The organism is Pseudomonas lopnurensis (assembly GCF_015070855.1).
GTDB classification, from domain to species: Bacteria; Pseudomonadota; Gammaproteobacteria; order Pseudomonadales; family Pseudomonadaceae; genus Stutzerimonas; species Stutzerimonas lopnurensis.
Window position 1 is genome coordinate 1 of the sequence record NZ_JADDIX010000030.1, and the last position, 26,873, is coordinate 26,873.

Sequence of the window (26,873 nt, forward strand, 5' to 3'; positions counted from 1 at the left end):
TTCCAGAGTTCGAGCGGGTTTAGCCCATCTTTACCTGCATGGGACGGATTTGTGGCGCAAAACGGCCATGCGTTTCAAATTCCAGGCCAGACAGACCAGGCGCCATTCCCCGCTCACCTTGTCCATGCCCCGCAGCAGAAACTGACGGAATCCCATGACCGATTTGATGATGCCGAACACCGGCTCCACCGTCTGTTTGCGCAGCGCATAGAGGCGGCGTCCCGGCTGACTCTTGAGTTTGTGCGCCATGCGCTGTTGGGCGCTGGCATCCGCGTCGAGCGGTGCCGGTTCCTCGAAGCGTGCCCGCCAGTCGGGGTGGTGGTCTTCGCGTGCCACCGCCAGGTAGGGTTCGATGTCGGCCGCTTCGCAGGCGGCAATGTTGCCTTCGCTGTTGTATCCACAGTCCCCGAGCAGCGCCTGCACCTGGCCCAACGAGGCCGGTAGCGCCTTGAGCTCGGCCAGCATGGGGACGACTTGTTGCTTGTCGTTGCCCGCCTGAGTCAGGTCCTGGGCCACCACCAGCAGCGTGTCGGTATCCACCGCTGCCTGGGCGTTGTAGCACTGCTCGAAGCCGCCGTCGGTCACCCGCATGATGCGCGAGTCTTCGTCGGTGAGGTTGATTTGCTCGTGCGCCGCAGGCCCTTGCAGCGGGGCTTTGGGCGGCTTGCCGCCAGGCTTCTTACCGGTTTGTGCGGCACGCGCCGCACGCTTGGCGAGTTTCTCTTGGTAGGCGGCCTGATCCTGTTCGAAACGCACGCGGGCGCGCGCCTCGATCTTGGCCTTGGCGGCGTCCATGGCGAGCAGGCGATCTTGCCGGCGCTTGATCTCGTCGGGCAGGTCGATGCCGTCGGGGAGCTCCGCCTGGTCGGCGCTCTCGGCCAGTGCCAGGAGCTCCTGCACTTCGTCCTTGAGCTGGCGCTCGAGCACCTGGATATGGCCATAGGAAAGCGCGCTGTGGCGTGAGGCATTAGCGTGTAGCTTGGTACCGTCGAGGCTGATGGTGCCGAGCTTGAGCAGCTTCATTTCGCCTGCCAGTTCCAGCACCTGGAGGAAGATATCGGCCAACTCGTCGAGGAAACGGCGGCGGAAGCTGGCCAGGGTATCGTGATCGGAGTGGCTGCCGGCGGCCAGGTAACGGAAGGCGAGCGAGTCGTAAGTGGCGCGTTCGATCTTGCGACTGGAAAAGGTCCCGCTGGTATAGCCGTAGACCAGCAGACTGGGCAGCACCTCGGGGTGATAGGCGGCGCTGCCGCGTCCGCCATACGCGGGTCAGCGCGCCCAGGTCGAGTCGTTCGATGGCTTCGAGAATGAAACGGGCCAGGTGGTCTTCAGGCAACCAGTCGTCCAGCGACGGCGGAAGCAGGTAGTCGGTCTTGCGGTCGATCGGGCGAAGGCGGCTCATACGGGGCATCGGCTAGGCGGTGCCGGGATTATCCTCAGATGAAGCGAGAAAGTCCGACAGGCTGCTAGGTTCAGCAGCACTTCATCACACGCCCTAATATCCTGTTACTGAAGGCGCCAAGGTGTCAGATGAACGTCCAGCTCGCGAAGCTTGAGAAACTCATGAAGCGACTGGGCAACCACCCTGCTCATGGAAGCTGACAATCACATAAAAGCTCCCGCTGAGCGTTCGCAAAACCCAGTACGGCCCGTGCTGCTCCGCGTGAAGAATGTCCGACGTTCTCAGCCGATGGCCATCTTGAAACCGACCAGATGACTCGGCTTTGACATGCCGGTGCATCACACCGAAACCGCAGCATGAAACAATCACCACGTCAGTAAGGTACGCCGTTACCGACTCATCGAATGGGTAATTGAACGCTTCAGCCAGAAAAAAAATCAGAAATCCAGGTTCGACACCGCCAGTGCATTGCTCTCGATGAAATCGCGTCGGGGTTCGACGGCGTCGCCCATCAGGGTATTGAAGATCTGGTCGGCCCCGATCGCGTCCTCGATCGTCACCTTGAGCATGCGCCGCACGTTCGGATCCATGGTGGTTTCCCACAGCTGTTCCGGATTCATTTCACCCAGCCCTTTGTAGCGCTGGACGCTGTGGCGGCGCGTACCTTCGGTCATCAGCCAGTCGAGCGCTTCCTTGAAGCTGGTCACCGGCTTCTTGCGTTCGCCACGCTGCACGTAGGCGCCTTCCTCGAGCAGGCTGTTGAGCTTCTCGCCCAGCGCGGTAACGGTGCGGTAGTCGTTGCTGGCGAAGAAGTCCCGGTTGAAAGTGATGTAGCTGGCCAGCCCGTGGGAGCTGATTTCCACCTCGGGTAGCCACAGGTGACGTTCCTTGTCTTCGCGCAGGCTGGTCTTGTAGACCAGGCCGGAACGCTCGCCGCCCTTGAGCAGCCCGCTGTACTGCTCAAGCCAGGCCTGCATGGCGGGCTGGTCGGCCAGTTGTTCGACCGGCACCCGCGGCAGGTAGATGAAGTGCTCGGTCAGCTCCTGCGGGTACAGGCGCGACAGGCGCTGCAGCGTCTTCATCACCGTGCGGTAGTCGTTGACCAGTTTCTCCAGCGCCTCGCCGGCCAGGCCGGGCGCGTCTTCGTTGACGTGCAGGCTGGCGTCTTCCAGGGCGGACTGGGTCAGGTATTCCTCCATCGCCTCGTCGTCCTTGATGTACTGTTCCTGCTTGCCACGCTTGACCTTGTACAGCGGCGGCTGGGCGATATACACGTAGCCGCGTTCGATCAGCTCCGGCAACTGGCGGAAGAAGAAGGTCAGCAGCAGGGTACGGATGTGCGAACCGTCGACGTCAGCATCGGTCATGATGATGATGTTGTGGTAGCGCAGCTTGTCGATGTTGTACTCCTCGCGACCGATCCCACAGCCCAGCGCGGTGATCAGGGTGCCGACCTCCTGGGAGGAGAGCATCTTGTCGAAACGCGCCTTCTCGACGTTGAGGATCTTACCCTTGAGCGGCAGGATCGCCTGGGTCTTGCGGTTGCGACCCTGCTTGGCCGAGCCACCCGCGGAATCACCCTCCACGATGTAGAGTTCGGACAGCGCAGGATCCTTTTCCTGGCAGTCGGCGAGCTTGCCGGGTAGCCCGGCGATATCCAGGGCCCCCTTGCGACGCGTCATTTCCCGGGCCTTGCGCGCGGCTTCACGGGCGCGGGCGGCGTCGATCATCTTGCCGACGACGGCCTTGGCCTCGTTGGGATGCTCGAGCAGGAAGTCGGCGAAATACTTGCCCATCTCCTGTTCCACCGCGGTTTTCACTTCGGAGGAGACCAGCTTGTCCTTGGTCTGCGAGCTGAACTTCGGATCCGGCACCTTCACCGAAATGATCGCCGTCAGCCCCTCGCGCGCATCGTCGCCAGTGGTGGAGATCTTGTGCTTCTTCGCCAGGCCTTCCTGCTCGATGTAGGCGTTCAGGTTACGGGTGAGCGCCGAGCGGAAACCGGCCAGGTGGGTGCCACCGTCGCGCTGCGGGATGTTGTTGGTGAAGCAGAGGATGTTCTCGTTGAAGCTGTCGTTCCACTGCAGCGCTACCTCGACGCCGACGCCATCGTCGCGTTGCACGTTGAAGTGGAACACCTGGTTGACCGCGGTCTTGTTGGTGTTCAGGTAGGTGACGAAGGCGCTCAGGCCACCTTCGTACTTGAACAGCTCTTCCTTGGCGCTGCGTTCGTCACGCAGGACGATGCCGACCCCGGAATTGAGGAAGGAGAGTTCGCGCAGGCGCTTGGCCAGGATATCCCAGCTGAAATGGATGTTCTGGAAGGTCTCGGCTGAAGGCTTGAAGTGGATCTGCGTGCCCGAGGTGTCGGTCTCGCCAACCGCGGCGAGCGGCGCCTGCGGTACACCGTGACGGTAGAGCTGCTCCCAGACCTTGCCTTCGCGGCGAATCGTCAGCAGCAGTTCCTCGGACAGCGCGTTGACCACCGAGACCCCCACGCCGTGCAAACCGCCGGAAACCTTGTAGGAGTTGTCATCGAACTTACCGCCGGCGTGCAGCACGGTCATGATGACTTCGGCGGCCGACACGCCTTCTTCGTGAATGTCCACCGGGATGCCGCGACCGTTGTCACGCACACTGATGGACTCATCGGTATGGATGGTGATGGAAATGTCACTGCAGTGACCGGCCAGCGCTTCGTCGATCGAGTTGTCGACGACCTCGAAGACCATGTGGTGCAGACCGGTGCCGTCGTCGGTATCGCCGATGTACATGCCGGGACGCTTGCGTACGGCATCGAGACCCTTGAGGACCTTGATGCTCGACGAATCGTACGTGTGGTTTTCGCTCATGCCTTCACTCCCGAGGGGCCGTGGACCGGGCTGATATGCCCATGTTCCACGTGAAACATTGAGACTGGTGTTTGCTCGCACCAGCCTTCTTGCAAAACGGTTGAATCGACGCAGGTGATGAACACCTGACAGTCCAGTTGCTCGAGCAACCTGCACAACGCCAGCCGGTGCTGCTCGTCCAGTTCGGACGGCAGGTCATCGACCAGGTAGATGCACTGCCCGCGCTTCGCCTCGCTGACGAGATGCCCCTGGGCAATGCGTAATGCGCACACCACCAGCTTCTGCTGACCTCGCGACAGGACTTCGGCCGCGTTGTGGCTTCCCACTCGCAACCGCAGATCGGCGCGTTGAGGTCCGGACTGGGTATGTCCCAACGCTCGATCTCGCTCCAGGGAGGCCGCCAGCACCTCACTCAGCGAGCGCTCCTTGTCCCATCCGCGGTAATAACTGAGCTGTAGCCCATCAACTTCCAGCAGCGCCTCGAGGGTCCTTTCGAATGCCGGTTTTAGCGCTTGGATATATGCCCGTCGGTATCCGTCGATCTCGTCGCTGGCCAGCGCCAGTTCACGGCTCCAGGCCGCTTCCGAAGCGCCGTCAAGTGTACCATGCCGCAGCCACGAGTTCCGTTGCCGCAGGGCCTGCTGAAGGCGCTGCCAGGCGCCTAGAAAACGATGTTCCACGTGGAACACGCCCCAATCGAGGAACTGCCGACGCAGTCTCGGCGCCCCCTCGAGCAAGCGGAAACTGTCCGGGTTGATCAACTGCAACGGCAAGGTGTCGGCGAGCTCGGCGGCCGAGCGAACGCTCTGCCCATCGATGCGGATTCGCACCTCGCCGCTACGATCACGGGAGATACCCAGCGCGCGGCTATGTTCATCGGGCAGCTCCACCTGGCCAAACACGGTACAGGCCGGCTGTTCATGGCTTATCACCGGATTCAGGCGAACGCTGCGAAAGGAACGGGCCAGACCAAGCAGATGAATAGCCTCGAGAAGGCTGGTCTTGCCGCTACCGTTATCGCCAAAGAGGATGTTGATGCGAGGGGAGGGAGCCAACGTCACCGGGTGCAGATTGCGTACCCCGGTGACGGAGATACGACTGAGGGACATCAGGTCGACGGTTACAGGCGCATCGGCATGACGACATAGGCCGAGTCGTCGTTATCGAATTCCTGCACCAGGGCACTGCTGTTGGCATCGGAGAGAATCAGGCGAACCTGGTCGGTGGTCATGACGCCCAGCACATCGAGCAGATAGCTGACGTTGAAGCCGATTTCCAGCGGGCCACCGTTATAGTCAACCGCCACTTCCTCTTCGGCTTCTTCCTGCTCGGGGTTGTTGGCCTGGATCTTCAGCAGGCCGCTTTCCAGCTGCAGGCGAATGCCACGGTATTTCTCGTTGGACAGAATGGCGGTACGGCTGAAGGCCTCGCGCAACAGCTGCCGGTCTCCGACCACCAGCTTGTCGCCGCCGCGCGGCAATACCCGCTCGTAGTCGGGGAACTTGCCGTCGACCAGCTTGGAGGTGAAGGTGAACTCGCCGGTAGTGGCGCGGATGTGGTGCTGGCCCAGGACGATGCTGACCTCGGCATCCTGGTCGTTGAGCAGGCGCGCCAGTTCGAGGATGCCTTTGCGCGGCACGATGACCTGATGGCGATCGGCCTGTTCGATCCCGGCCCGCATGGAACACATCGCCAGGCGGTGGCCATCGGTGGCCACCGCACGCAGCATGCCGCTGGACACTTCGATGAGCATGCCGTTGAGGTAATAACGGACATCCTGCTGTGCCATGGCGAAGCTGCTGCGCTCGATCAGGCGGCGCAGCTTGCCCTGTTCGACAATGAACGACAGGGAACCGGGACCTTCCTCCACCGTGGGGAAGTCGTTGGCCGGCAGCGTCGACAGGGTGAAGCGGCTGCGCCCGGACTTGATCACGACCTTCTGGTCGTCGAGGCGGATGTTGATCAGCGCATCGCTGGGCAGGCTCTTGCAGATATCCATCAGCTTGCGCGCCGGAACGGTGATTTCGCCCGGCTCGGCGGCATCCTCGAGCGCGACCCGGCCAACCAGTTCGACTTCCAGGTCGGTGCCGGTCAGCGATAGCTGCTGTTCCTGTACCACCAGCAGAACGTTGGACAGCACCGGCAAGGTCTGGCGCCGTTCGACGACGCCGGCAACCAGCTGCAGGGGTTTCAACAGGGCTTCGCGCTGAATGGAGAAATGCATGGTCTGGTCCCTTGCCTAGTAAATGGATCGCACTCAGGTTGTCAAAGTTCGCAGCAGATTCTTGTAATCTTCGCGAATATCAGCGTCGGTTTCCCGAAGTTCGGCAATTTTACGGCAGGCATGCAGGACCGTGGTGTGATCCCGGCCACCGAACGCGTCGCCGATCTCCGGGAGGCTGTGATTGGTCAGCTCCTTGGACAACGCCATCGCCACCTGCCGCGGCCGCGCGACGGAACGCGAACGACGCTTGGACAGCAGATCGGATATCTTGATCTTGTAGTACTCGGCCACGGTGCGCTGGATATTGTCGACGCTGACGAGCTTGTCCTGCAATGCCAGCAGGTCCTTCAGGGATTCGCGAATCAGCTCGATGGTGATATCGCGCCCCATGAAGTGCGCATGGGCGATGACCCGCTTCAACGCACCTTCGAGCTCGCGCACGTTCGAGCGTATGCGTTGCGCGATGAAGAAGGCTGCATCGTGCGGCAGATCGACCTTGGCCTGGTCGGCCTTCTTCATCAGGATCGCCACCCGGGTTTCCAGCTCAGGCGGCTCGACCGCCACGGTCAGGCCCCAGCCGAAACGCGATTTCAGGCGCTCTTCCAGGCCATCGATCTCCTTGGGGTAGCGGTCGCTGGTGAGGATGACCTGCTGCCCGCCTTCGAGCAGCGCATTGAAGGTATGGAAGAACTCTTCCTGCGAGCGTTCCTTTTTGGCGAAGAACTGGATGTCGTCGATCAGCAAGGCGTCCACCGAGCGGTAGAAGCGTTTGAATTCGTTGATGGCGTTGAGTTGCAGCGCCTTGACCATGTCGGCGACGAAGCGCTCGGAGTGCAGGTAGACCACCTTGGCGTTGGGGTTCTTCTTCAGCAGATGATTACCCACCGCGTGCATCAGGTGGGTCTTGCCCAGGCCGACACCGCCATAGAGGAACAGCGGGTTGTAGCCGTGCTTGGGATTGTCCGCCACCTGCCAGGCCGCTGCGCGCGCCAGTTGGTTGGATTTACCTTCGACGAAGTTCTCGAAGGTAAAGGTGCGATTGAGATAGCTGGTGTGCTTGAGCCCACCTTCCACCTGTACGGTACGCTCTACCCGCGGCGGCGCCGGTTCGGGTTCTGCGGCCGCCGCCGACAGAGGCTCGAAACGCGCAGCCTGAGGCTTTTCGGCTGCAGCCGGCGCCATGGCGGCCGGTTGGGACTGGACACGAGCCGCGGCCGCGGCGGCAGAAGGGAGCGCGGCGGCGGACGTCCGCTTGCTGCCGATGAGCAGCGAGAGTGCGGGAGCAAGGCCGGTGGAGCGCTCGGAGAGCAGTTCCAGCAAGCGCGACAGGTACTTCTCGTTGACCCAGTCGAGCACGAAGCGGTTGGGCGCGTAGACGCGCAACTCGTCGTCCTCGGCTTCTACCTGGAGTGGACGAATCCATGTGTTGAATTGCTGAGCAGGCAGTTCATCGCGCAAGAGTTCCACACACTGCTGCCAAAGTTCCACCGACACGGAATCTCCTATCGACGCTGCCGAGGTAAGACGGCGGCCATTGTAGCTGTCGGGTCCGTGGTTATCCACAACAACCCGAGGTTCGGTCGATCGGCTCGTCAGAGTCCGGTGGTCCGACGTTATACAAGGCCGTCCTGCCAACCCTGTTGATAACCTGCGCTGAGCGCTCTGGATTAGCCTGTGGGAAAGCTGCGGCCAGACCCGGTTGTGGATATCTTCCCTTTTAATCCCCAGGTTACTCCGAGGCCCTCCACCCGTACCGCACCGCTTACCCACCCGTTTCACTTTCGCTGGAAGCCACGGGTGACAAGGCATGGCGGGACTTTTACACAGAAACGGCTGCCACCATATACAAGCACTACATCTTGAAAGCTTTAATATCTTCTTTTTTATCTTTTCATACGGAAGCTCTGGTTGGAAATTGACCTGGCCGGACAGCTTCTCTACAATCGCCGGTCTCTTAAAAGGGGGCCATTCCGGCCCGCGATGGATCACCAGGTAAACGCACCATGAAACGCACTTTCCAACCCAGCACCATCAAGCGCGCTCGTACCCATGGCTTCCGTGCCCGCATGGCCACCAAGAACGGTCGTCAAGTTCTGTCGCGTCGTCGCGCCAAAGGCCGCAAGCGTCTGACCGTCTGATATCGGAACAGGTAGTGAGTCGGGACTTCGGCCGGGAAAAGCGACTGCTGACCCCCCGCCAATTCAAGGCAGTCTTCGACTCCCCTTCCGGTAAGGTACCTGGCAGGCACGTCCTGCTGCTGGCCCGCGAAAACGATCTGCCACATCCCCGTCTCGGACTGGTGATCGGCAAGAAGAGCGTCAAGCTCTCGGTCGAGCGCAACCGCATCAAGCGGCAGATCCGCGAGACCTTTCGTCATCACCAGCTGGAATTGGCCGGGTGGGACATCGTGATCGTCGCGCGCAAGGGATTGGCCGATCTGGACAATCCCGAACTGGCACGGCAATTCGCCAAGCTCTGGAAGCGCCTGTCACGTACCCCGACCAAGGCAACCGTCGAACCTGGAGCAGCCAACACTACCCATGCGTAAATTGGCCATCGCTTCGATCAGGGTTTACCAGTACGCCATCAGCCCCATGATGGCCAGTCATTGCCGTTTCTATCCAAGCTGCTCCTGCTATGCACTCGAGGCCATCGAAACCCATGGTCTGTTGCGCGGTGGCTGGCTGAGTCTGCGCAGGCTGGGTCGCTGCCATCCGTGGAATCCCGGCGGCTATGATCCCGTGCCCTCCCATAACACTTCCAATTCATCTCCGATGGCCGAGTAACCATGGATATCAAACGCTCGATCCTGCTTGTAGCCCTGGCAGTCGTTGCCTACCTGATGGTTCTTCAGTGGAATCAGGACTACGGTCAGGCCGCCCTGCCAGCCGAAACCCCGCAGAGCCAGGCCGCCGCGCCGGCGCTGCCGGACACTCCGACCACTACGACTGAAGGCAGCGTCGGCGACGTGCCCGCGGTTGCCGGCGAGCAGCAGGCCAGTGCACTGCCCAGCGCCGCGCCGAGCGGCCAGCTGATCCGCGTGCGCACCGATGTGCTGAACCTGGCCATCGACCCACGTGGCGGCGACATCGTCGAGCTGCACCTGCCGCAGTATCCGCGTCGCCAGGACCGTCCCGATGTGCCGTTCCAACTGTTCGAGCGCAGCAGCGAGCGTACCTACGAGGCCCAGAGCGGCCTGATCGGCGATGGCCCGGACAAGGCCAGCGGGCGTCCGCAGTACGCCAGCGAGAAGACCGAGTACGAACTGGCCGAGGGCCAGGACCAGCTGGTGGTCGACCTGACCTACAGCGCCGAGGGCGTCAACTACGTCAAGCGCTTCACCTTCGAGCGTGGCAACTACGACCTGGGCGTGCGCTACCTGATCGACAACCAGAGCGACAAGCCCTGGACCGGCTACCTGTTCGGCCAGCTCAAGCGCGACAACAGCGGCGATCCGTCCTCCAGCACCGCCACCGGCACCGCCACCTACCTCGGCGCGGCGCTGTGGACCAAGGATGAGCCCTATCGCAAGGTTTCCAGGGGCGACATGGACGACAAGAACCTGCGTGAAACCGTGCAGGGTGGCTGGGTCGCCTGGTTGCAGCACTACTTCGTCACTGCCTGGATTCCGCAGGCGGGCGACACCAACCAGGTGCAGACCCGCAAAGACAGCCAGGGCAACTACATCATCGGCTTCACCGGTCCCGCGGTCAGCGTGCCGGCCGGTGCCCAGGGCGAAACCGGCGCCACGCTGTATGCCGGGCCGAAAAGCCAGGACAAGCTGGAGGAACTCTCCCCCGGCCTGCGCCTGACCGTGGACTACGGCATCCTCTGGTTCATCGCCCAGCCGATCTTCTGGCTGCTGGGGAACATCCACGCGCTGCTGGGCAACTGGGGCTGGTCGATCATCGTCCTGACCATCATCATCAAGCTGGCGTTCTTCCCGCTGTCGGCGGCCAGCTACAGATCGATGGCGCGCATGCGTGCGGTGTCGCCGAAGATGCAGGCGCTCAAGGAACAGTTCGGTGACGATCGCCAGAAGATGTCCCAGGCGATGATGGAGCTGTACAAGAAGGAGAAGATCAATCCGCTGGGCGGCTGCCTGCCGATCCTGGTGCAGATGCCGGTGTTCCTCGCCCTCTACTGGGTACTGCTGGAAAGCGTGGAGATGCGCCAGGCGCCGTGGATGTTCTGGATCACCGACCTGTCGATCAAGGATCCGTTCTTCATCCTGCCGATCATCATGGGCGTGACCATGTTCATCCAGCAGCAACTGAACCCGACCCCGCCGGATCCGATGCAGGCGCGGGTGATGAAGCTGCTGCCGATCATCTTCACCTTCTTCTTCCTCTGGTTCCCGGCCGGCCTGGTGCTGTACTGGGTGGTCAACAACGTCCTGTCGATCGCCCAGCAGTGGTACATTACCCGGCAGATCGAGGGTGCGGCCAAGAAAGCCTGACGCCTTGCCCGCTTACGCAAACGCCCCTTGATTGGGGCGTTTTGCTTTCTTCCCAGCAGCCGGACAGGAGCCCCCATGAACCATGCCCGCGACACCATCGCCGCCGTCGCCACCGCTCCCGGACGCGGGGGGGTAGGCATCGTCCGCGTCTCGGGACCGCGCGCCAAGGCGGTCGCGATCACCCTGAGCGGATGCGAACCGACACCCCGGCATGCCCATTACGGGCCGTTCCATGCCGACGACGGCGAGGTGATCGACGAAGGGCTGCTGCTGTTCTTCCCCGGGCCGCACTCCTTCACCGGCGAGGACGTGCTGGAACTGCAGGGCCACGGCGGCCCCGTGGTGCTCGATATGCTGTTGCAGCGCTGCGTGGAACTGGGCGTGCGGCTGGCGCGTCCCGGCGAGTTCAGCGAGCGGGCCTTCCTCAACGACAAGCTCGACCTGGCCCAGGCCGAAGCCATCGCCGACCTGATCGAAGCGAGCTCGGCCCAGGCCGCGCGCAATGCCGTGCGCTCGCTGCAGGGTGAGTTTTCCCGACGGGTGCATCAGCTCACCGAGCGGTTGATCCAGTTGCGCATCTATGTCGAGGCGGCCATCGACTTTCCCGAAGAGGAAATCGATTTCCTCGCCGACGGCCATGTGCTCGCACAGCTGGAAGGCGTGCGCAGCGAGTTATCCACAGTGCTGCGCGAAGCCGGCCAGGGTGCGTTGCTGCGTGACGGCATGACGGTGGTCATCGCCGGCCGGCCCAACGCGGGCAAGTCCAGCCTGCTCAACGCGCTGGCCGGCCGGGAGGCCGCTATCGTCACCGACATCGCCGGCACCACTCGCGACGTGCTGCGCGAACACATCCTCATCGATGGCATGCCGTTGCACGTGGTGGATACCGCGGGGTTGCGCGACACCCAGGACCATGTCGAGCGTATCGGTGTGCAGCGCGCGCTCAGCGCGATCGGCGAGGCCGATCGGGTGCTGCTGATGGTCGATGCCAGCGCCCCCGAGGCTGCGGACCCGCTGGCGCTCTGGCCGGAGTTTCTCGGCAGCGCGCCGGCACCGGAAAAGGTCACGCTGATCCGCAACAAGGCTGATCTCACCGGCGAGGCGATCGCCCTGCGGGTGGCTGCCGATGGCCAGGTCATCCTCAGCCTGTGCGCCCGCTCCGGCGACGGGATCGAGCTGCTGCGCGAACATCTGAAAAGCTGCATGGGCTACGAACAGACCGCCGAGAGCAGCTTCAGCGCGCGCCGGCGTCACCTCGATGCGCTGCGCCTCGCCGAGCAGTACCTGCAGCACGGCCACGCCCAGCTGACCCTCGCCGGTGCCGGCGAACTGTTGGCCGAGGACCTGCGCCTGGCGCAACAGGCGCTCGGCGAGATCACCGGGGCGTTCAGTTCGGACGACCTACTTGGGCGCATCTTCTCGAGCTTCTGCATCGGCAAGTGAGCCCGACGCAGGCGTGATCGCACGCCTGCGCACCTGCCGTCCCCATTTGTTTTCCGATCCGTTCCAGCCAGGAGCCGTGCCCGAAGCGCGGCGCGTGGCCGTGCGCGGATGCTTTCAGCACGCCGATGCGCGCGACGGGAGCCCTGTGGAAAAGCGACCCTGAACCCGGTCGATAAGAGGGACCGAAACCCGAGGATAAACTCGCCTGTGTATAAGATCGGCTTTGATCCACAGGCTGTCGACCGCAAACGCACCGCCGGCACCCAGCCACCGCACAGGCTTATCATTGCTTACAAGCCCCGTCGATACTGGCCTGTAAGCCTTTATCCACAGAAATCCGTCTCTCCATACATAAACATATAAACAAGCTCTTTATAAATTTCTTCTTCTTTGTATTCTTTTGCATCCTCGAGCGTTCGACCCAACGGTTGATCATTTTTTGCTCAAGCCCCTTCTTAAGCTCCGGCTAAATCCCTATACTTCGCGGTTTCCCAAATCCCATCTGATACAGGCACGAGGTGCGTGGTGGACTTCCCTTCCCGTTTTGACGTGATCGTGATCGGCGGCGGCCATGCCGGCACCGAAGCTGCGCTGGCAGCGGCACGCATGGGCGTGAAGACCCTGCTGCTCAGCCACAACGTGGAAACCCTCGGCCAGATGAGCTGCAACCCGGCCATCGGCGGCATCGGCAAGAGCCACCTGGTCAAGGAAATCGATGCCCTGGGCGGCGCGATGGCAATCGCCACCGACAAGGGCGGCATCCAGTTCCGCGTGCTCAACAGCCGCAAGGGGCCGGCGGTACGCGCCACTCGCGCGCAGGCCGACCGGGTGCTGTACAAGGCGGCGATTCGCGGGATCCTGGAAAACCAGCCCAACCTGTGGATATTCCAGCAGGCGGCCGACGACCTGATCGTCGAGCAGGACCAGGTCAAGGGTGTGGTCACCCAGATGGGACTGCGCTTCTTCGCCAACTCGGTGGTGCTGACCACCGGGACCTTCCTCGGCGGACTTATCCACATCGGTCTGCAGAACTATTCCGGCGGCCGTGCCGGCGACCCGCCATCGATCGCCCTGGCCCAGCGCCTGCGCGAACTGCCGCTGCGCGTCGGTCGGCTGAAGACCGGCACGCCGCCGCGCATCGACGGTCGGTCGGTGGATTTCTCGCAGATGACCGAGCAACCCGGCGACACCCCGCTGCCGGTGATGTCCTTCCTCGGTAGCCGCGAGCAGCACCCGCCGCAGGTCAGCTGCTGGATCACCCACACCAATGCGCGCACCCACGAGATCATCGCCGCCAACCTGGATCGCTCGCCGATGTATTCCGGAGTGATCGAAGGCGTAGGCCCGCGCTACTGCCCGTCGATCGAGGACAAGATCCACCGCTTCGCTGACAAGGACAGCCACCAGGTGTTCCTCGAGCCCGAAGGCCTGACCACCCATGAGCTGTATCCCAACGGTATCTCCACCTCGCTGCCGTTCGATGTGCAGCTGCAGATCGTGCAGAGCATTCGCGGCATGGAAAACGCCCACATCGTGCGCCCGGGCTACGCCATCGAATACGATTACTTCGACCCGCGCGACCTCAAGTACAGCCTGGAAACCAAGGTCATCGCCGGCCTGTTCTTCGCCGGCCAGATCAACGGCACCACCGGCTACGAGGAAGCCGGCGCCCAGGGCCTGCTCGCCGGCGCCAATGCCGCGTTGCGCGCGCAGGGCCGGGACAGCTGGTGCCCGCGGCGTGACGAGGCCTACCTCGGTGTGCTGGTCGACGACCTGATCACCCTGGGCACCCAGGAGCCCTATCGCATGTTCACCTCGCGCGCCGAATACCGGCTGATCCTGCGCGAGGACAACGCCGACCTGCGCCTGACCGAGAAGGGGCGCGAACTGGGCCTGGTCGACGACCAGCGCTGGGCGGCGTTCTGCGCCAAGCGCGAAGGCATCGAGCGCGAGGAGCAGCGGCTGAAGAACTGCTGGGTGCGTCCGGGCAGCGCCGAAGGCGACGCCATCGTCGAGCGCTTCGGCAGCCCGCTGACGCGCGAATACAACCTGCTCAACCTGCTGGCGCGGCCGGAAATCGACTACCAGAGCCTGATCGAGCTGACCGGCGACGGCGCCGACAACCCGCAGGTCGCCGAGCAGGTGGAGATCAAGACCAAGTACGCCGGCTACATCGAGCGCCAGCAGGAAGAGATCGAGCGCCTGCGTGCCAGCGAGAACGTGCGTCTGCCGGCCGATCTCGACTACGCGACGATTTCCGGCCTGTCCAAGGAGATCCAGCACAAGTTGGCCCAGACCCGTCCGGAAACCCTCGGCCAGGCGTCGCGGATTCCCGGTGTCACCCCGGCGGCGGTATCGCTGCTGATGATTCACCTGAAGAAGCGCAATGCCGGCCAGCAGCTGGAGCAGAGCGCCTGATGAGTGGGGTCAGCGAACAGCACGCCGACGAACTCATGCGCGGCGCCCGTGAACTCGGTATCGAGCTGAGTGACCGCCGGCAGCAGCAGCTGCTGGCCTACCTGGCGCTGCTGATCAAGTGGAACAAGGCCTACAACCTGACCGCGGTGCGTGACCCGGACGAGATGGTTTCGCGCCACTTGCTCGACAGCCTCAGCGTGGTGCCCTTCGTCGCCGAAGCCGGCCAGCGCTGGCTGGACGTCGGCAGCGGCGGCGGCATGCCGGGCGTGCCGCTGGCGATCATGTTTCCCGAGCGCTCGTTCACCCTGCTCGATTCCAACGGCAAGAAGACCCGCTTCCTGACCCAGGTGAAGCTGGAGCTCCAGCTCGCCAATCTCGAGATCGTCCACAGCCGGGTGGAGCAGTACCGGCCGGCGACCCCGTTCGACGGCATCACCTCGCGGGCTTTCAGTTCCTTGCAGGACTTCGCCGACTGGACCCGCCATCTAGGCGCCGCGGACAGCCGCTGGCTGGCGATGAAGGGCGTGCAGCCCGATGACGAACTGCAGGCGCTGCCGGACGACTTCCACCTGGATGCCTGTCACGTACTCAAGGTTCCCGGTTGCCAAGGCCAGCGCCATCTGCTGATACTGCGCCGCACTTCATGAACCCGGACAGACGCTGATCATGGCCAGAGTATTCGCCATCGCCAACCAGAAAGGCGGTGTCGCCAAGACCACCACCTGCATCAATCTGGCCGCCTCGCTGGTGGCCACCCGGCGCCGGGTGCTGCTGATCGACCTCGACCCCCAGGGCAACGCCACCACCGGCAGCGGCGTGGACAAGCTGAACCTGGAGTACTCGATCTACGACGTGCTGATAGGCGAATGCAGCCTGGTGGACGCCATGCAGTTTTCCGAGCACGGCGGCTACCAGCTGCTGCCGGCCAACCGCGACCTGACCGCGGCGGAAGTGGCGCTGCTGAATCTGCCGACCAAGGAGAACCGCCTGCGTGAAGCGCTGGCACCGGTGCGCGAGAACTACGACTACATCCTCATCGATTGCCCGCCCTCGCTGTCGATGCTGACGATCAACGCATTGACGGCTGCCGACGGCGTGATCATCCCCATGCAGTGCGAGTACTACGCGCTCGAGGGGCTGAGCGACCTGGTCAACTCGATCCAGCGCATCGGCCAGGCGCTGAATCCGAACCTGAAAATCGAAGGCCTGTTGCGCACCATGTACGACCCGCGCAGCAGCCTGACCAACGATGTCTCCGAGCAGCTCAAGGCGCATTTCGGCGACAAGCTCTACGATACCGTCATTCCCCGTAACGTACGCCTGGCCGAGGCGCCCAGTCATGGCATGCCGGTGCTGGTCTACGACAAGCAATCCAAGGGCGCACTGGCCTACCTGGCGCTGGCCGGCGAACTGTCGCGACGCCAGCGCCAGGCCGCGCGCGGCGCCCTCGCATAAGGAATCTTCATGGCGACCAAGAAAAGAGGCCTAGGACGCGGACTGGACGCCCTGCTCGGCGGCGCCAGCGTGTCGGCCATGCAGGAAGAAGCGGCGAAGGTCGACACCCGCGAACTGCAGCACCTGCCGTTGGACCTGATCCAGCGCGGCAAGTACCAGCCGCGGCGCGACATGGACCCGCAGGCCCTGGAAGAACTGGCCCAGTCGATCAGGAACCATGGGGTGATGCAGCCGATCGTGGTGCGACCGGTCAGCGGTGGCCGCTATGAGATCATCGCCGGCGAACGGCGCTGGCGCGCCAGCCAGCAGGCCGGGACCGAAACCGTTCCGGCGCTGGTTCGCGAGGTCCCTGACGAAACCGCGGTCGCCATGGCGCTGATCGAGAATATCCAGCGCGAGGACCTCAATCCGATCGAAGAGGCCGTGGCCCTGCAGCGCCTGCAGCAGGAATTCCAGCTGACCCAGCAGCAGGTAGCCGACGCGGTGGGCAAGTCGCGTGTCGCGGTGAGCAACCTGCTGCGACTGATTGCCCTGCCCGAAGAGATCAAGACGCTGCTGTCGCATGGCGATCTGGAGATGGGCCACGCCCGCGCGCTGTTGGGGTTGCCGGGCGAACAACAGATAGATGGCGCGCGGCATGTTGTCGCACGCGGGCTGACCGTTCGGCAGACCGAAGCCCTGGTGCGCCAGTGGCTGAACGGCAAGGAAACACCCAAGGTCGAGGCCAGGGTCGATCCGGACATCAGCCGCCTGGAGCAGCGCCTGGCGGAACGCCTGGGCTCGCCGGTGCAGATCAAGCATGGCCAGAAGGGCAAGGGGCAACTGGTGATCCGCTACAGTTCGCTGGACGAACTGCAGGGCGTGCTGGCGCACATTCGTTGATACAAAAATGCTTGTAGTCCCGGTCGGAAAATACTACCGAATGGTTGAACGCTGACTGGCCTGCTCCTATACTCGCCGCGCTTTTTTGACTGCGGACATTTATTCGCGCGGCCTGCTGCAGTGATGGAATTCAGGTGAACATACGCAACAGAACACCCTTCCATCGCCTCCCGGCTTTTCGCGTTCTGCTGGCGCAAGCACTGGTCACTTTTTTGACCGCTGTCTCATGTGGTGTCGTTTTTGGTATTGTCGCCGGCTATTCGGCATTGTGCGGCGGCCTGATCGCACTTCTGGCGAACGTGTACTTCGCGTACAAGGCCTTTCGTTACTTCGGCGCACGTTCGACCAGGGCAATCATCCAGTCCTTCTGGTCTGGAGAGATGGGTAAACAGATTCTGGCAGCAACGCTGTTTGCGTTGGTGTTCGTGGGAGTGCGACCGCTGCAACCGGTTGCCTTGTTTGCCGGCTATCTGCTGGTTCTGGGCGTCGGAGCAAGTGCGCTCCTGCTGATGAAAAACAATCCGAAGCATTGAGCATTGAGGCGTTTATGGCGAGTACCCCGGCTGAATATATCCAGCACCACCTGCAGAACCTGACCTACGGCAAATTGCCGGCGGGTTACGAGCGCGCTGACGGCTCCGTGCTCGATCAAGCCACCTGGACCATCGCCCAGACCGGCCTCGAAGCCCGCGACATGGGCTTCATGGCCTTCCACCTGGATACCCTGGGCTGGTCGCTGCTGATGGGCGCGATCTTCATCCTGCTGTTTCGCAGCGCCGCCAAGGCGGCCACGGTCGGCGTGCCGGGCAAGCTGCAGAACTTCGTCGAGATGTGCGTCGAGTTCGTCGAAGGCGTGGTCAAGGACACTTTCCACGGCCGCAACGCCCTGATCGCACCGCTGGCGCTGACCATCTTCGTCTGGGTGTTCCTGATGAACAGCCTGAAGTGGATTCCGGTCGACTACATCCCCGGTCTCGCCAGCCTGCTGGGCCTGCCGGCGTTCAAGATCGTCCCGACCGCCGACCCCAACGGCACCTTCGGCCTGTCGCTCGGCGTGTTCATCCTGATTCTGTTCTACAGCGTCAAGGTCAAGGGCTTCGGCGGCTTCAGCAAGGAACTGGCGTTCACCCCGTTCAACCACTGGTCGCTGGTGCCGTTCAACCTGTTCCTGGAAATCCTCGGTTTGCTGACCAAGCCGCTCAGCCTCGCGCTGCGTCTGTTCGGCAACATGTATGCCGGTGAGGTGGTGTTCATCCTCATCGCGCTGCTGCCGTTCTACGTGCAGTGGACCCTGAATGTGCCCTGGGCGATCTTCCATATCCTGGTGATTCCGCTTCAGGCCTTCATCTTCATGGTACTGACCGTGGTGTACCTGAGTTCTGCACATGAGGATCATGGGCACGCCGAACTCGCGCCGTAACAGCTGAATCGTTCGAAACCTTTTTTGCTTTACCCAAGAAAACCTTAACCCCTTAGCTTCAGGAGCTTTACATGGAACTCGTCTACATCGCCGCCTCCATCATGATCGGTCTGGGTGCCCTGGGTACCGGCATCGGCTTCGCCCTGCTGGGCGGCAAACTGCTGGAATCCACCGCTCGTCAACCCGAGCTGGCTCCTCAGCTGCAAACCAAGACCTTCCTGATGGCCGGTCTGCTCGACGCCGTGCCGATGATCGGCGTTGGTATCGCGATGTACCTCATCTTCGTTGTCGCCGGTTAAGCATTTTTCCGGTTTGAGATGGGGTTCGCCGGGCGAGCCCCGTCGCCGTGGAATGACTCCCGCGTTGAACGAGATAGCACGAGGTAAATCGCAGTGAACATTAACTTGACGCTGTTCGGTCAAACGCTCGCCTTCGCTATCTTCGTCTGGTTCTGCATGAAGTTCGTCTGGCCGCCGATCACGGCTGCCATGACCGCACGCCAGAAGAAGATCGCCGAAGGGCTGGATGCGGCAGGCCGTGCGCAGCAAGACCTGAAACTGGCTCAGGACAAGGTGTCCAACACCCTGCGTGAGACCAAGGAGCAGGCAGCCCAGATCATCGAGCAGGCGAACAAGCACGCCAACACGATCATCGAGGAAGCCAAGCAGCAGGCACGTGTCGAAGGCGAGCGACTGGTCGCCGGTGCCCGCGCCGAGATCGAACAGGAAGTGAACCGTGCCAGGGACCAACTGCGCAGTCAGGTAGCGGCTCTGGCCGTCGCTGGTGCAGAGAAGATCCTGGAGTCCCAGGTGGACGCCAAGGTGCACAACGAGCTGGTCGAAAAACTGGCCTCCCAACTCTAAGCGAGGCAAGCGATGATCAATACCCAGACGCTTGCTCGGCCTTACGCGAAAGCCGCTTTCGAGTTCGCCAGTGCGGCAGGAAAGACCGAGTCCTGGTCGAAGATGCTCAACCTGGCCGCCATCGCTGTTGAAGTCCCAGAAGTCGCAGCGTTGCTGAACGACCCCCGCCTGACCAGCGAAAGCAAGGTCCAGGGGCTGGTGCGTCTACTCGGTGACGATACCGACGAAGCGTTCCGCAACTACGTCCAGAGCCTTGGCGAAAACGATCGCCTGTCGGTCCTGCCGACCGTGTGGGAGCTGTACGAGGACATCAAGGCGCAAGCCGAGAAAACGCTCGAGGCAGAAGTTGAAACCGCCTTCGAGCTCAGCAACGAGCAACTCCAAACTTTGGCTGCCGCCCTGTCGAAGCGGCTAGATCGCACCGTCAACCTCCAGCAGGCCGTGAATCCTGCGCTGATCGGCGGCGTGGTGATTCGCGCCGGTGACGTGGTTGTCGACGGTTCGGTCCGCGGCAAACTGAGCCAGTTGGCCGAATCGTTGAAATCCTGATTTGAGGGTCATGGCATGCAGCAACTGAATCCTTCCGAGATTAGTGAAATCATCAAGCAGCGCATCGAGAAATCGGATGTCGCTGCTCAAGCCCGCAATGAGGGCACCGTCGTCAGCGTGTCTGACGGCATCGTACGTATCTACGGTCTGGCCGACGTCATGTACGGCGAAATGATCGAGTTCCCCGGCGGCGTCTTCGGTATGGCACTGAACCTGGAGCAGGACTCCGTCGGTGCCGTGGTTCTGGGTAACTACCTGGGCCTGACCGAAGGCATGAGCGCCAAGTGCACCGGCCGTATCCTCGAAGTTCCGGTGGGTCCGGAGCTGCTGGGGCGCGTGGTCGATGCGCTGGGTAACCCGATCGATGGCAAAGGCCCGGTGAATGCCCAGGCTACCGACGCTGTCGAGAAAGTGGCACCGGGCGTGATCTGGCGTAAGTCGGTCGACCAGCCGGTACAGACCGGCTACAAGTCGGTCGATGCCATGATCCCGGTTGGCCGCGGTCAGCGCGAGCTGATCATCGGTGACCGCCAGATCGGCAAGACCGCCATGGCGATCGACGCCATCATCAACCAGCGCAACAGCGGCATCAAATGCGTCTACGTCGCCATCGGTCAGAAGCAGTCGACCATTGCCAACGTGGTGCGCAAGCTGGAAGAGCACGGCGCCCTGGCCAACACCATCATCGTCGCGGCTTCCGCTTCCGAGTCCGCTGCCCTGCAATTCCTGGCGCCTTATGCCGGTTGCACCATGGGCGAGTACTTCCGCGACCGCGGCGAAGACGCGCTGATCGTTTATGACGATCTGTCCAAGCAGGCCGTGGCCTATCGCCAGATTTCCCTGCTGCTGCGTCGTCCGCCGGGACGCGAAGCCTACCCGGGCGACGTGTTCTATCTCCACAGCCGTCTGCTGGAGCGCGCTTCCCGCGTTTCCGAAGAATACGTGGAGCAGTTCACCAAGGGCGAAGTGAAAGGCAAGACCGGTTCCCTGACCGCGCTGCCGATCATCGAAACCCAGGCCGGCGACGTGTCCGCGTTCGTTCCGACCAACGTGATTTCCATCACCGACGGTCAGATCTTCCTGGAATCGGCCATGTTCAACGCAGGTATCCGCCCGGCCGTCAACGCCGGTATCTCGGTATCCCGCGTCGGTGGCGCCGCGCAGACCAAGATCATCAAGAAGCTCTCCGGTGGCATCCGTACCGCCCTGGCCCAGTACCGTGAACTGGCTGCCTTCGCGCAGTTCGCTTCCGACCTGGACGAGGCCACCCGCAAGCAGCTCGAGCATGGTCAGCGCGTTACCGAACTGATGAAGCAGAAGCAGTATGCGCCGATGTCCATCGCCGACATGTCCGTGTCCCTGTATGCCGCCGAGCGTGGCTTCCTGAGCGACGTGGAAGTGGCGAAGGTGGGTGCCTTCGAGCAGGCCCTGATCGCCTTCTTCAACCGCGAGTTCGCCGAGCTGATGGCGAAGATCAACGTGAAGGGCGACTTCAACGACGAAATCGACGCGGGCCTCAAGGCCGGTATCGAGAAGTTCAAGGCCACGCAAAGCTGGTAAGCCGCAGCGGGCGCCGCGAGGCGCCCGCCTGCTAACCCGATAGGTGTCAAATGGCAGGCGCAAAAGAGATTCGCAGCAAGATTGCGAGCATCAAAAGCACGCAGAAGATCACCAGCGCCATGGAGAAGGTGGCGGTCAGCAAGATGCGCAAGGCACAACAGCGCATGGCGGCCAGCCGTCCTTATGCGGAGCGGATCCGGCAGGTGATTGGCCATCTGGCCAACGCCAACCCGGAGTATCGCCATCCGTTCATGGTGGAGCGTCCGGTCAAGCGTGTCGGCTATATCGTCGTGTCTACCGACCGTGGTCTTTGCGGCGGCCTGAACATCAACCTGTTCAAGGCGCTGATCAAGAACATGAAGGAGTGGCACGATCAGAAGGTCGAAGCCGACCTGTGCGTGATCGGCAACAAGGGCGCGAGCTTCTTCCGCAGCTTCGGCGGCAACGTGGTCGCGGCGATCGGCAACCTCGGCGAAGAGCCGTCGATCAACGATCTGATCGGCAGCGTCAAGGTCATGCTCGATGCCTTCCACGAGGGCCGAGTGGATCGCTTGTACCTGGTATCCAACAAGTTCATCAACACCATGACCCAGAAACCGACGGTCGACCAACTGCTGCCACTGGCCGCGGAAGAGAACGCCGAACCGGTCAAGAAAGGTCAGTGGGACTACCTCTACGAGCCGGACGCCCAGCAACTGCTGGATGCGCTGCTGGTTCGTTTCATCGAGTCCCAGGCCTATCAGGCGGTGGTTGAGAACGGCGCGGCCGAGCAGGCAGCGCGGATGATTGCCATGAAGAACGCAACCGACAACGCCGGTGAACTGATCGGCGACCTGCAACTGGTCTACAACAAGGCCCGTCAGGCTGCGATCACTCAGGAAATTTCGGAAATCGTCGGCGGCGCTGCCGCGGTTTAAGAACGGTTCAAATATTCAGAGGAACCAAACATGAGTAGCGGACGTATCGTTCAAATCATCGGCGCCGTCATCGACGTGGAATTTCCGCGCGATCTGGTGCCGAACGTCTATGACGCACTGAAAGTTCAGGGCGCCGAGACCACCCTGGAAGTCCAGCAGCAGCTGGGCGACGGCATTGTCCGTACCATCGCCATGGGTTCGACCGAAGGCCTCAAGCGTGGCCTGGACGTCAACAATACCGGCGCCGCCATCCAGGTGCCGGTAGGCACCGGTACCCTGGGCCGTATCATGAACGTCCTGGGCGAGCCCATCGACGAAGCCGGTCCGGTTGCCTGCGACGAGCAGTGGGGCATCCACCGCGCTGCGCCGAGCTACGCCGATCAGGCGGGCGGCAACGACCTGCTGGAAACCGGCATCAAGGTCATCGACCTGGTCTGCCCGTTCGCCAAGGGCGGCAAGGTCGGTCTGTTCGGTGGCGCCGGTGTCGGCAAGACCGTGAACATGATGGAGCTGATCAACAACATCGCCAAGGCGCACAGCGGTCTGTCCGTTTTCGCCGGTGTCGGCGAGCGTACTCGTGAAGGTAACGACTTCTATCACGAGATGAAGGACTCCAACGTTCTCGACAAGGTCGCGATGGTCTACGGCCAGATGAACGAGCCGCCGGGAAACCGTCTGCGCGTAGCCCTGACCGGCCTGACCATGGCCGAGAAGTTCCGTGAGGAAGGCCGCGACGTTCTGCTGTTCATCGACAACATCTACCGCTACACCCTGGCCGGTACCGAAGTGTCGGCACTGCTGGGCCGTATGCCGTCCGCGGTGGGTTATCAGCCGACCCTGGCCGAGGAAATGGGCGTTCTGCAGGAGCGCATCACCTCCACCAAGACCGGTTCGATCACCTCGATCCAGGCCGTCTACGTTCCCGCGGACGACCTGACCGACCCGAGCCCGGCGACCACCTTCGCTCACTTGGACGCGACCGTGGTACTGAGCCGCGACATCGCTTCCCTGGGTATCTACCCGGCCGTCGACCCGCTGGACTCCACCAGCCGTTCGCTGGACCCGCTGGTGGTTGGGCAGGAGCACTACGAGTGCACCCGCGGCGTTCAGTACGTGCTGCAGCGCTACAAGGAACTGAAGGACATCATCGCGATCCTGGGCATGGACGAGCTGTCGGAAACCGACAAGCTGCTGGTAGCCCGTGCGCGCAAGATCCAGCGTTTCCTGTCCCAGCCGTTCCACGTGGCGGAAGTCTTCACCGGCGCTCCGGGCAAGTACGTGTCCCTGAAGGAAACCATCCGTGGCTTCCAGGGCATCCTCAATGGTGACTACGATCACCTGCCGGAGCAGGCGTTCTACATGGTCGGCACCATCGACGAAGCCATCGAGAAAGCCAAGAAACTGTAACTGGCGCGCCCGTTCGCGGGCGCCGATCCAGCCTGACCGGCTTCGGCCGGGCGGGCTGATTACCGAGGCATAAGTATGGCTATGACAGTCCATTGCGACATCGTCAGTGCGGAAGAAGAGCTGTTCTCGGGCCTGGTGGAAATGGTCGTTGCCCACGGCAACCTGGGCGACATCGGTATCCTGCCGGGCCACGCGCCGCTGCTGACCGATCTCAAGCCGGGTCCGGTGCGGGTGATCAAGCAGGGTGGCGAGGAGGAGATCTTCTACATCTCCGGCGGCTTCATCGAAGTGCAGCCGAACATGGTGAAGGTTCTCGCCGATACCGCTACGCGCGCCAAGGACATCGACGAAGCCGCTGCTCAGGCTGCCGTCAAGGCGGCGGAGAAGGCGTTGCACGAGAAGGGCGCGGATTTCGACTACGGTTCCGCCGCCGCTCGTCTGGCCGAGGCCGCAGCCCAGCTGCGTACCATCGAGCAGCTGCGCAAGAAGTACGGCCGGCACTGATCGGCGAGCGACTTCATCGCGCACGAGTAAAAGGGTAGCCTTGGCTACCCTTTTTCTTTGGCTCTGTCTGAGTTGGCTGTTGCGGATAGACGTACCCCTGTAGGAGAGGGCGGGGACGCCGAGTCCATGCCCGCGAATATTCCAGCGCGCAAAGCTTCGCGGGCATGGCCCGCTCCTACGGATGTTCGGAACACCTCGACTCTTCGAGCAACACGCAATTGGGACAGAGCGTTTTCTTTTTCGTTAATCCGTCGCTGCCGGACGTAGCCGAATCACCCGGCGCTGATGCCACCGGGCCGCTCCCGGTCCACGACCTGTTCAGGATCCGCTCCCATGTCTCTCGATATCGTCATTCTCGCTGCCGGTCAGGGCACCCGCATGCGCTCCGCATTGCCCAAGGTGCTGCACCCGGTTGCCGGCAAGTCCATGCTCGGTCATGTCATCGAGACGGCGCGTGCCTTGCAGCCGGAGAGCATTCAGGTGGTCATCGGCCACGGTGCCGAACAGGTGCGGGAACGGCTGGCCGGCGACGATCTCAGCTTCGTCATCCAGGCCGAGCAGCTCGGTACCGGACACGCGGTGGCGCAGGCGTTGCCGAACCTGTCTGCCGAGCGCGTACTGATCCTCTATGGCGATGTGCCGCTGATCGAAGCCGAAACCCTGCAACGCTTGCTGCAGAAGGTCGGCTCGGAGCAGCTGGCGCTGCTGACCGTGGAGCTCGACGACCCCAGCGGCTATGGCCGTATCGTGCGCGATGAGCGCGGCGAGGTGCAGGCCATCGTCGAGCACAAGGACGCCAGCGCCGAGCAACGGACGATCCGCGAGGGCAACACCGGCATCCTGGCGGTGCCGGGCAGTCGTATCGGCGAATGGTTGGGACGCCTGTCCAACAGCAACGCCCAGGGCGAGTATTACCTGACCGACGTGATCGCCATGGCGGTGGCCGACGGCCTGCGCGTGGCCACCGAGCAGCCGCAGGATGCCATGGAAGTGCAGGGCGCCAATGACCGCATCCAGCTCGCCGAGCTCGAGCGCCACTACCAGCGGCGCGCCGCGTGCCGGCTGATGGCTCATGGCGTGACGCTGCGCGATCCGGCGCGTTTCGACCTGCGCGGCGAGGTCAGCGTCGGCCGCGACGTGCTGATCGACGTCAACGTGATCCTCGAGGGCTCCGTGGTCATCGAGGATGGTGTTTCGATCGGCCCCAACTGCGTGATCAAGGACAGCACTCTGCGCAAGGGCGCGATCGTCAAGGCCAACTCGCATCTGGAAGGCGCGGAACTCGGTGAGGGCGCCGACTGTGGCCCGTTCGCCCGCCTACGGCCCGGCAGCGTGCTCGGCACCAAGGCGCACGTGGGCAACTTCGTCGAATTGAAGAACGCCACCCTGGGCGATGGTGCCAAGGCCGGCCATCTGAGTTACCTGGGCGATGCCGAGATCGGCGCGCGAACCAATATCGGCGCCGGCACCATCACCTGTAATTACGACGGCGCCAACAAGTTCAAGACGGTGATGGGCGAGGACGTGTTCATCGGCTCCAACAGCTCGCTGGTCGCCCCCCTGTCGCTCGGCGACGGCGCCACCACCGGCGCCGGCTCGACCATCACCGACGATGTGCCGGCGCACACCCTGGCGCTCGGACGGGGGCGTCAGCGCAATATCGAGGGCTGGCAGAGGCCGACGAAAGCAGCTGCGAGCCGCAAGCCATAAAAAGCAGCTACAAGCTTCAAGCCATGAGCTGCAAGTAAAAGCAGAAGTCAGGCCAGGCGCTTTGCAATGGCCTGCATGACGGCCAGGCGGATGCTTTCCGGCACTCGCCCGAGCCGCGAGACGTCGGCCACTTCGATAGTGGCGATCTTGGCCGGGCGGACGACGGAGGCGGCGGGCAAGCCGGTTCCGGTCAGATCGGCAATCAGGACGTCATCCGGCCAACCCCGGTTTTCCGCGCTGGTGATCATCACCACCCAGAGCAGACCGAAACCTTCTTCGGCATTGCCCCTGGATACCACCAGGGCTGGCCGAGCCTGGCGAGTGGGTCGGTTGGTGTAGGGGAAAGGCACACGGACCACGTCGCCCTGTTCAAAGCTTGCCATAGGCTTGCTCGTCCGCTGCGGAATGCCATTCACCGAATGTCTTGAAAGGATCGTCCACCGAGGGTTCGTGGCGAACCTTGCTGAGAATGACGCGTTGATCCTCGACGATATACAGCAGCTCATCCCCTTCCTTGAGCTGCAAGGCAGCCCGCACCGCCTGAGGGATCGTCGTCTGAGCCTTGCTGGTGAGTTTGCTGGTGATCATGCTGCTCTCCAGAGGTAAGGAAAATCCTTTCAGGAGTCTGCAAGGGCGGCGGGGGGACGTCAAGAAAGCAGCTACAAGCCTCAAGCGGCAAGCTTCAAGGAAAAGCGAGAAAGCAGCTTCAAGCGGCAAGCCATGAGCTGCAAGAAAAAGCTTGACGAGATTTGGGCGCCAACCCGCACACTGATTCGCTTGCAGCTTGCAGCTTGCAGCTTGCAGCTTG

General features: G+C 62.5%; 25 protein-coding genes and 1 pseudogene. 19 read left to right on the plus strand and 7 right to left on the minus strand.

Annotated elements, in window-relative coordinates:
* Positions 1–30: 30 nt before the first annotated feature.
* The 5 genes and pseudogenes from IN820_RS06245 to dnaA all read right to left on the minus strand — a co-directional run bounded on the left by IN820_RS06245 (position 31) and on the right by dnaA (position 7,972).
* Positions 31–1,402, minus strand: a pseudogene (locus IN820_RS06245) (IS1182 family transposase).
* A gap of 437 nt (positions 1,403–1,839) precedes the next feature.
* Positions 1,840–4,254 (minus strand): DNA topoisomerase (ATP-hydrolyzing) subunit B, encoded by a 2,415-nt coding sequence (gyrB, locus tag IN820_RS06250; protein ID WP_193680148.1) that lies wholly within the window; start codon positions 4,252–4,254, stop codon positions 1,840–1,842.
* Complete coding sequence (gene recF / locus IN820_RS06255) at positions 4,251–5,363, minus strand: DNA replication/repair protein RecF (protein WP_193680149.1); 1,113 nt, start codon at positions 5,361–5,363, stop codon at positions 4,251–4,253. Before recF ends, gyrB begins: the two co-directional genes overlap by 4 nt.
* 11 nt (positions 5,364–5,374) lie before the next feature.
* Positions 5,375–6,478, minus strand: coding sequence for a DNA polymerase III subunit beta (gene dnaN / locus IN820_RS06260; protein ID WP_193680150.1), 1,104 nt, complete (start codon positions 6,476–6,478; stop codon positions 5,375–5,377).
* A 33-nt stretch (positions 6,479–6,511) separates the two neighbouring features.
* Complete coding sequence (gene dnaA, locus IN820_RS06265; RefSeq protein ID WP_193680169.1) at positions 6,512–7,972, minus strand: chromosomal replication initiator protein DnaA; 1,461 nt, start codon at positions 7,970–7,972, stop codon at positions 6,512–6,514.
* A gap of 509 nt (positions 7,973–8,481) precedes the next feature.
* Here dnaA and rpmH point away from each other — a divergent pair.
* The 19 genes from rpmH to glmU all read left to right on the plus strand — a co-directional run bounded on the left by rpmH (position 8,482) and on the right by glmU (position 26,065).
* The gene (rpmH, locus tag IN820_RS06270) at positions 8,482–8,616 is read left to right on the plus strand and encodes a 50S ribosomal protein L34 (RefSeq protein WP_003290924.1); all 135 of its coding nucleotides are present in this window, start codon (positions 8,482–8,484) and stop codon (positions 8,614–8,616) included.
* Between the two features lie 14 nt (positions 8,617–8,630).
* On the plus strand, positions 8,631–9,026 hold the full coding sequence (gene rnpA / locus IN820_RS06275) for a ribonuclease P protein component (RefSeq protein ID WP_193680151.1): 396 nt from the start codon (positions 8,631–8,633) through the stop codon (positions 9,024–9,026).
* Positions 9,019–9,264 (plus strand): membrane protein insertion efficiency factor YidD, encoded by a 246-nt coding sequence (gene yidD / locus IN820_RS06280; RefSeq protein WP_014822280.1) that lies wholly within the window; start codon positions 9,019–9,021, stop codon positions 9,262–9,264. The genes rnpA and yidD overlap by 8 nt, the downstream gene beginning before the upstream one ends.
* Positions 9,265–9,266: 2 nt before the next feature.
* Positions 9,267–10,937, plus strand: coding sequence for a membrane protein insertase YidC (gene yidC, locus IN820_RS06285; RefSeq protein ID WP_193680152.1), 1,671 nt, complete (start codon positions 9,267–9,269; stop codon positions 10,935–10,937).
* Positions 10,938–11,012: 75 nt separating this feature from the next.
* Complete coding sequence (gene mnmE, locus IN820_RS06290) at positions 11,013–12,380, plus strand: tRNA uridine-5-carboxymethylaminomethyl(34) synthesis GTPase MnmE (RefSeq protein ID WP_193680153.1); 1,368 nt, start codon at positions 11,013–11,015, stop codon at positions 12,378–12,380.
* 525 nt (positions 12,381–12,905) lie between these two features.
* A complete protein-coding gene (mnmG, locus tag IN820_RS06295) occupies positions 12,906–14,798 on the plus strand; it encodes a tRNA uridine-5-carboxymethylaminomethyl(34) synthesis enzyme MnmG (RefSeq protein ID WP_193680154.1) in 1,893 nt (630 codons plus the stop codon).
* Positions 14,798–15,445 carry a 16S rRNA (guanine(527)-N(7))-methyltransferase RsmG gene (gene rsmG, locus IN820_RS06300; RefSeq protein ID WP_193680155.1) on the plus strand — a complete coding sequence of 216 codons (648 nt, stop codon included), beginning with the start codon at positions 14,798–14,800 and terminating at the stop codon, positions 15,443–15,445. The genes mnmG and rsmG overlap by 1 nt, the downstream gene beginning before the upstream one ends.
* Before the next feature lie 19 nt (positions 15,446–15,464).
* A complete protein-coding gene (locus IN820_RS06305; RefSeq protein WP_193680156.1) occupies positions 15,465–16,253 on the plus strand; it encodes a ParA family protein in 789 nt (262 codons plus the stop codon).
* 9 nt (positions 16,254–16,262) lie between these two features.
* Positions 16,263–17,135: a ParB/RepB/Spo0J family partition protein gene (locus tag IN820_RS06310; RefSeq protein ID WP_193680157.1), complete on the plus strand. Its 873-nt coding sequence runs from the start codon at positions 16,263–16,265 to the stop codon at positions 17,133–17,135.
* Between the two features lie 128 nt (positions 17,136–17,263).
* Positions 17,264–17,668: a F0F1 ATP synthase subunit I gene (locus IN820_RS06315; protein ID WP_376779387.1), complete on the plus strand. Its 405-nt coding sequence runs from the start codon at positions 17,264–17,266 to the stop codon at positions 17,666–17,668.
* Between the two features lie 14 nt (positions 17,669–17,682).
* A complete protein-coding gene (gene atpB / locus IN820_RS06320) occupies positions 17,683–18,555 on the plus strand; it encodes a F0F1 ATP synthase subunit A (protein WP_193680159.1) in 873 nt (290 codons plus the stop codon).
* A gap of 71 nt (positions 18,556–18,626) precedes the next feature.
* Entirely contained in the window at positions 18,627–18,854 is a 228-nt protein-coding gene (gene atpE / locus IN820_RS06325; protein WP_003290909.1) for a F0F1 ATP synthase subunit C, read from the plus strand.
* A 93-nt stretch (positions 18,855–18,947) separates the two neighbouring features.
* Entirely contained in the window at positions 18,948–19,418 is a 471-nt protein-coding gene (locus IN820_RS06330) for a F0F1 ATP synthase subunit B (protein ID WP_193680160.1), read from the plus strand.
* A 12-nt stretch (positions 19,419–19,430) separates the two neighbouring features.
* Positions 19,431–19,967: a F0F1 ATP synthase subunit delta gene (locus IN820_RS06335; RefSeq protein WP_193680161.1), complete on the plus strand. Its 537-nt coding sequence runs from the start codon at positions 19,431–19,433 to the stop codon at positions 19,965–19,967.
* Positions 19,968–19,982: 15 nt separating this feature from the next.
* Positions 19,983–21,527: a F0F1 ATP synthase subunit alpha gene (gene atpA / locus IN820_RS06340; protein WP_193680162.1), complete on the plus strand. Its 1,545-nt coding sequence runs from the start codon at positions 19,983–19,985 to the stop codon at positions 21,525–21,527.
* A gap of 50 nt (positions 21,528–21,577) precedes the next feature.
* Entirely contained in the window at positions 21,578–22,444 is an 867-nt protein-coding gene (gene atpG, locus IN820_RS06345; RefSeq protein WP_193680163.1) for a F0F1 ATP synthase subunit gamma, read from the plus strand.
* Between the two features lie 30 nt (positions 22,445–22,474).
* A complete protein-coding gene (gene atpD / locus IN820_RS06350; protein ID WP_193680164.1) occupies positions 22,475–23,851 on the plus strand; it encodes a F0F1 ATP synthase subunit beta in 1,377 nt (458 codons plus the stop codon).
* 75 nt (positions 23,852–23,926) lie between these two features.
* Positions 23,927–24,355 carry a F0F1 ATP synthase subunit epsilon gene (locus IN820_RS06355; protein WP_193680165.1) on the plus strand — a complete coding sequence of 143 codons (429 nt, stop codon included), beginning with the start codon at positions 23,927–23,929 and terminating at the stop codon, positions 24,353–24,355.
* A gap of 333 nt (positions 24,356–24,688) precedes the next feature.
* Positions 24,689–26,065, plus strand: coding sequence for a bifunctional UDP-N-acetylglucosamine diphosphorylase/glucosamine-1-phosphate N-acetyltransferase GlmU (gene glmU / locus IN820_RS06360; RefSeq protein WP_193680166.1), 1,377 nt, complete (start codon positions 24,689–24,691; stop codon positions 26,063–26,065).
* Positions 26,066–26,112: 47 nt separating this feature from the next.
* On the opposite strand, the gene IN820_RS06365 is transcribed toward glmU, so the two are convergent.
* Positions 26,113–26,448, minus strand: coding sequence for a type II toxin-antitoxin system PemK/MazF family toxin (locus tag IN820_RS06365; protein WP_193680167.1), 336 nt, complete (start codon positions 26,446–26,448; stop codon positions 26,113–26,115).
* Positions 26,435–26,873, minus strand: a 439-nt coding sequence (locus IN820_RS22415; RefSeq protein ID WP_207793516.1) for an AbrB/MazE/SpoVT family DNA-binding domain-containing protein, incomplete at its 5' end; no start/stop codon positions are given. The genes IN820_RS06365 and IN820_RS22415, both read right to left, overlap by 14 nt.